The 6,325-nt window shown below is 65.2% G+C and carries 5 protein-coding genes; 3 read left to right on the top strand and 2 right to left on the bottom strand.

Annotated features, from left to right (window positions below):
• Both ACYSM9_RS11070 and ACYSM9_RS11065 read right to left on the bottom strand, forming a co-directional pair.
• On the bottom strand, nt 1-559 hold a 559-nt coding region (locus ACYSM9_RS11070; RefSeq protein WP_461857005.1), incomplete at its 3' end, for a 13E12 repeat family protein.
• A 387-nt stretch (nt 560-946) separates the two neighbouring features.
• The gene (locus ACYSM9_RS11065; protein ID WP_461857004.1) at nt 947-2,962 is read right to left on the bottom strand and encodes a beta-galactosidase; all 2,016 of its coding nucleotides are present in this window, start codon (nt 2,960-2,962) and stop codon (nt 947-949) included.
• Between the two features lie 176 nt (nt 2,963-3,138).
• On the opposite strand from ACYSM9_RS11065, the gene ACYSM9_RS11060 reads away from it, so the two are divergent.
• Genes ACYSM9_RS11060 through ACYSM9_RS11050 form a run of 3 tightly spaced genes read left to right on the top strand, consistent with a single transcriptional unit; the run spans nt 3,139 to nt 6,320 of the window.
• Nucleotides 3,139-4,428: an ABC transporter substrate-binding protein gene (locus tag ACYSM9_RS11060; protein WP_461857003.1), complete on the top strand. Its 1,290-nt coding sequence runs from the start codon at nt 3,139-3,141 to the stop codon at nt 4,426-4,428.
• A 27-nt stretch (nt 4,429-4,455) separates the two neighbouring features.
• Complete coding sequence (locus ACYSM9_RS11055; protein ID WP_461857002.1) at nt 4,456-5,409, top strand: carbohydrate ABC transporter permease; 954 nt, start codon at nt 4,456-4,458, stop codon at nt 5,407-5,409.
• Nucleotides 5,406-6,320 (top strand): carbohydrate ABC transporter permease, encoded by a 915-nt coding sequence (locus ACYSM9_RS11050; RefSeq protein WP_461857001.1) that lies wholly within the window; start codon nt 5,406-5,408, stop codon nt 6,318-6,320. Before ACYSM9_RS11055 ends, ACYSM9_RS11050 begins: the two co-directional genes overlap by 4 nt.
• Nucleotides 6,321-6,325 lie beyond the last annotated feature (5 nt).

Raw genomic sequence — 6,325 nt, 5'->3', positions numbered from 1 at the left:
CGGCGACGCCCTCGGCGACGGGCAGCAGCGCGGTCAGGTAGGCCATGGTGTCCGGGGCCGGGCGCAGGCTCACGCACCGCCCGCCCACGGCCCGGGAGGCCCGCCTGGCCACCGAGGCGGGGTCCCGCCGGTACGCGGCGGCACGAACCGCGGCGATGATGGCTTTGTCGCCGGCGCCGTCGAGGCTGCCGGCGAGGATGCCGGTGTCGGCGGCGAGCTCCTCGTCCACGGCGGCCCGGTCCTCGACGGACAGGCAGATGGTTTCCCGCACCAGCAGCGTGGTGCGCCACTCATTCAACGATCCGGCCCGGAACGCGGCCAACGTGTGCGGCATCCCGGTCAGGGCCTTGGCCAGTCCCAGCAGCCGCGAACCCTTCGCCGGCGACTCCCGCCGCGCCAGCGCGACCTGTGCCGCGACCCCGGCGCCCACCTCATCCGCAGGAACCCCGGCGGCGGCCTGCTCCCGCCGCTGGCCCAGGTCGAACGCCACAGTAATCTCGGCCTGTTTCGCGGCGGCCAAAGATTTCAGGTCCTCCAGCCCGCGGATCTGGTCGACCATCCCCGGACCATCAGTGGGCACAGGGACACGAGCCAACAAGGCCACGACAGCGGCAAGAGTGCGAGACAGGGGAACGGATGCGATCGGAAGAGCAGGCGTGGACAGAGGCGAACCAGCAGCCGCGGGCGCCTGGCGCCCCGCCTGCAGTACTGTTGCCGTCCCCAAAACCACTTCCATAACCAAAGTCTTCCAGCACCCTCTGACAATCACAGTCGCCCCGCACTCCTATGTGGAAAACGAGAAAAGCGCCCGAAAGGGAGCGCCACTGATCGAAGTCCGCCAATGTGCATGGTCGAACTCAATCCCAGCTAAGCCGCGCATTGCGGGACGGAAAACGGCGGCGCCAAGGAGGCGCCGCCGTCGTGCATTTCCCGAAACTGGACCCGCCTAACCCTCGGCAACCACCGCGACACTCCCTGCAGGAACCGTGCCGCCGAACTCCTCCCCGGTCAGTAGATCCGTTCCCGCGGCGGCAACGTACGCGGAAGCCCGCGTGTGGTTGATGGCGAAGAGGAAACGCTGCCCGTCGGCCGAACGCCGTCGCACCAGCTCCACGCCGGGGTCGGCCGTGGCGAGGGGAGTGACCCCGGATTCCGCCAGCAGCTTGTCCACGAGGGACTCGATGCCGTTGGCGTCCGGGAACGTGGCCAGGTACCAGGCAGCCCCGGACCCCAGGGACCGCCGGGTCAGGGACGGTACTCCCTTGAGTGGGTACTCCGTGAAGGTCTGCACCGCCTCGGCGCCCGCGAGATGCACATGCTCGCTCCAGATGGAGGAAGCGGTCCCGTCGCTCAGCTTGAGCATTGAACCGGCGAGGAGCGGGTGGAACTCCTCCACCCGCACGCCAAGGAACTCGCGGAAAGCGCCGGGGTACCCGCCGAGCCGGATGTGGTCCTGTTCGTCCACGATTCCGCTGAAGTAGCTCACCAGCACGGTCGCCCCGGACGAGGCTGCGGCCGCGATGTTGGCGGCGTCGGCGTCGGAGACCGAGTAAAGGGTGCACACGAGCACCAGGTCATAGCCCTCGAGGGAAGCGGACGGATGCACGATATCCACCGGGATGCCCCGCAGCACCAGAGACCGGTGGAAAGCCCGCAGCAGGTCCAGGTACTTCACGTCGATGCTGGGCTTCGAATCGATTTCAGCCGCCCACCACGCTTCGTAGTCAAAGACAATGGCAACCCGGGATTCCACGCGCGACCCACGCACCGGCGCCAGCCGCTTCAGCGCATCCCCCAGCTCCACGACTTCGCGCCAGACCCGGGTGTCCCGTCCGCCGTGCGGCACCATGGCGGAGTGGAACTTCTCCGAGCCGGCGAAGCTCTGGCGCCACTGGAAGAACATCACGGCATCGGCGCCGCGGGCCACGTGGGCCAGGGAATTGCGCAGCATCTCCCCGGGCATTTTGGGCTGGTTGCGTGGCTGCCAGTTGACGGCCGACGTCGAATGTTCCATCAGGATCCACGGGTTCCCGCCCGCGATGCCCCGGGTCAGGTCCGCGCTGAACGCCAGCTCAAGGTGCCGTTCGGGATCCGCGGCCACGAGGTAGTGGTCGTTGGCGATGACGTCCAGGTCCTTGGCCCAGTCGAAGTAGTCCATGGACTTGGTGGCGCTGGAGGCCATCAGGTTGGTGGTGCACGGGATGTTCGGCGTCACTTCGCGGAGCACGGCCACGAGTGCCCGGTAGTAGTCCATCAGCGCCCAGGAATTAAACCGCTGGAAGTCCAGCTGCTGGCCCGGGTTCAGCGTGGATGGCGCGACGGCGGGCGGCAGGATCTCCGCGAAGGAGCCATAGTTCTGGGACCAGAACGCGGTGCCCCACGAGGCGTTGAGGGCATCGATGGTCCCGTACCGGCGAAACAGCCAGGCGCGGAAAGCTGCCGCGTCCTCCTCCCCGTAGAACTCCGAGACGTGGCAGCCGAGCTCATTGTCAACGTGCCACAACGCCAGAGCCGGGTGGTCCCTATAGCGTTCGGCGATGGCGCGGGTGATCCCCGCGGCATAACGGCGGTAAACGGCCGACGACGGCGTATAGTGCCGCCTCGAGCCCGGTCCCAGCACGGTCCCGTCAGCCGTGACCGGCAGGATTTCCGGATGCTTGCGGACCAGCCACGCCGGGGGAGCGGCGGTGGCGGTGGCCAGGGCCACCTTCACGCCGATGCCAGCGAGGTTGTCCATCACTTCGTCCAGCCAGCCGAAGTCATACTGGCCTTCTGCCGGTTCGATCAGCGCCCAGGAGAAGATCCCCACGCTGAGGAAGGTGACGCCCGCTTCCTGCATCAGCTCCAGGTCTTCCAGCCGGACACTGGCCGGCCACTGCTCGGGGTTGTAGTCGCCGCCAAACGCGATGCCTTGGATGTTGTTCCAGACGCTCGGTGGACTCGTGGTTTCCTGCGTGGCCATGGGACTCCTTTGTCAGCTCAGGGGCGTGGACCGGGCCGGTACCGGCCGGCTGGGAAAACGCTTGCCCATTCCGGGGAATGCGGATATTGTATCGTTTCAGAAGCCGTGTTAGCCAGCTCACTACCCACGTTGTAGGCCGTTGCCGGGCAAAACACACAAAGAGCAAGGAGGCTCCCGTGATCAACAGAAGGCATTTCCTCACAACCGTGGCCGTCGGCACCGCATCAGCCGCAGCGCTGGCGGCTTGTGGGACCGGATCCAGCTCTTCGGGCCAGACCGGAACCGCCGAAAAGCCCGTCACCATTAACTACACCTGGTGGGGCAACGACGACCGTGCCGAGCGGACCCGCAAGGCCATCGCGCTGTTCGAATCGAAGAATCCGGACATCAAGGTCAACGGCAACTTCACCGACTTCGCCGGCTACTGGCAGAAGCGTGCCACCGAAGCTGCCGGCGGCGGCCTCCCGGACGTGATGCAGTGGGACCTGTCCTACCTGCGCGATTACGGACAGCGGAACCAGCTCCTGGACCTCAGCACCGTCAAGATCAACACGGACGCCTTCGAGAAGTCACTCCTGCCATCCGGCCAGATCAAAGGCAAGACCTACGGCATCCCCACCAGCACCAACGCCTTCGCCGTCTACTACGACCCCGCAAAGCTCGCATCCCTGGGCATCGCCGAGCCCGACGGCAGCTGGTCCTACAAGGAATTCAACGACTTCCTCACCCAGGTGGGCAGCAAGAGCAGCGGCGCCCTCTATGGCGGCACCGACTACACCGGCGTCTGGTGGATGTTCAACATCTGGCTCCGGCAGAACAACATCCAGGCTTTCACCTCGGACGGCAAGCTGGGTTTCAGCAAGGACGACCTGAAGAAGTGGTGGAATCTGACTGCGGACCTGCGGGGTACCGGCGCCATCATCCCCGAGGACCGCGTCACCCAGCTGGCCCCCAAATCACCGTTCGGCTCCAACGCCACCGCCACCGAGGTCACCTGGGACAACTTCATGGCCGGCTACCTGGGCGACAGCGGCGCCAAGGAACTCAAGCTCGTGCCGGTACCGTCCGACAACCAGGACAACCTGGGCCTGTTCCTCAAGCCCTCCATGCTGATGGTGGCCAGCGCCAAGACCAAGTTCAAGGACGCGGCCGCCCGGTTCATCGACTTCATGGTCAACGACCCCGAGGTGGGCCAGATCTTCAAGACGTCCCGCGGTGTCCCCGCCTCCAAGACCCAGCGCGACGGCACCACCTTCGACGGCACCGACAAGGCCGTGGTCGACTACGAGAAGTCCATCGAGAAGTACCTCAAGGACGCGCCCGAGCCGCCCATCGTCGGCTTCGGCACGCTGGAGGCCTCCTTCAAGCGCATCGCCTCGGACCTGAACTACGGCAAGCTCACCGTTGACGGTGCAACCGACGCCTGGTTCAAGGAAGCCGAAGACCTCATCAAGCAGAACGCCTGATACAGGCTCGACTGACGGATCGAACTCGTGACTCAAAGCCCAACCCTGAGCAGGCGTTCCGCGGCGCCCGCCCCCGCACCGCTTCGCACATCGAAGCGCAACGGGGCGGACGCCCGTGCCGGCTACACCTTCCTGCTGCCCTGGCTGCTGGGATTCATCGCCCTCACCGTGGGGCCGATGATTTCCTCCCTGTACCTGTCGTTCACCAACTACAACCTCTTCGAGCCGCCCAAATGGATCGGTTTGGACAACTACACCACCCTGTTCCAGGATGAGCGCTTCCTGCAGTCCGTCGGCGTGACGGTGGGCTATGTGGTCTTCGGTACGCCGCTGAAGCTCGCCGCCGCCTTGGCGGTGGCGATGCTGCTGAACAGCAAGCGGCGGGGGCAGGGTTTCTACCGGTCCGCGTTCTACGCTCCCTCGCTGATCGGCGCGTCCGTCTCGATCGCCATCGTGTGGAAGGCGATGTTCGGCGATTCCGGCCCCGTGGACCAGGGCCTGTCCTTCTTCGGGATCAACCTCGGCGGCTGGGTGGGCAACCCTGCCATGACCATGCCGATGTTCATCCTGCTGACCGTATGGCAGTTCGGTGCGCCGATGGTGATCTTCCTGGCCGGGCTCAAGCAGATCCCGGGCGAACTGTACGAGGCGGCATCGATGGACGGTGCCGGGCCCGTGCGGAAGTTCTTCAACATCACCTGGCCCATGCTCTCCCCGGTGATCTTCTTCAACCTGCTGATGGAAACCATCCACGCGTTCCAGATCTTCGCGTCGGCCTACATCATTTCCAACGGTGAAGGCGGCCCCGCCGGATCCACCCTCTTCTACACCCTCTACCTGTACCTGCGCGGCTTCAGCGATTTCCGGATGGGCTACGCCTCGGCCATGGCGTGGCTGCTGGTAATCGTGGTCGGCATCATCACGCTGATCTTCTTCCGCACGTCCAAGTCCTGGGTCCACTACAGCGGTGATTCGAAATGACAACCATGGCAACACCCACCCAGTCCGCGGGCCCCGGCGCCCCGGCGTACAACCCGAAGTCCGAGTCCGCCGGGGCCAAGCGCGCCAAGAGCATCATCTTCCACGCCGTTGCCCTCATCCTCACGGCCATCGTGCTGTACCCGGGCCTGTGGATGATCGCCTCGTCCTTCAAGCCGAACTCCGAGATCGGCGGCCAGAACACGTCGCTGTGGTCCAACAACTTCAGCTTCGACAACTTCGCCACCGCGATGGAGGGGATCGGCGGAGTGTCCACCCTGCAGTTCTTCACCAACTCGCTGGTCCTGGCCCTCGGCGCCGTCGTCGGAACCATCCTGTCGGCAAGCGTGTCCGCCTACGCGTTTGCACGGATCAAGTTCCCGGGCCGGAGCATATTCTTCGGCATGATGATCGCCACGCTGCTGCTGCCGTTCCACGTGGTGATCATCCCGCAGTACATCGTCTTCCAGCAGCTGGGCCTGGTGGACACCTACGTGCCGCTGCTGATCGGCAAGTTCCTGGCCGGGGACGCGTTCTTCGTGTTCCTGATGGTCCAGTTCATGCGCGGCCTTCCGGCGGAACTTGACGAAGCGGCACGGATCGACGGCGCCGGGCACGCGCGGATCTTCTTCTCCATCATGCTGCCGCTGATGAAACCGGCCCTGATCTCCACCTCGATCTTCTCCTTCATCTGGAGCTGGAACGACTTCCTCGGCCCGCTGCTCTACCTGAACACCCCTGACAAATACCCCCTCCCGCTCGCCCTGCGGCTCTTCGTGGACCAGACCCAGTCCTCTGACTACGGCGCCATGATCGCCATGTCCGTCCTGGCCCTGCTCCCCGTGCTGGTGTTCTTCCTGGTCTTCCAGCGCTACATCGTCGAAGGCGTTTCCACCCAGGGCCTCAAAGGCTAGAAGGA

Source organism: Arthrobacter sp. C152 (assembly GCF_054890965.1).
This window is presented reverse-complemented; position numbering and strand designations above follow the sequence as displayed.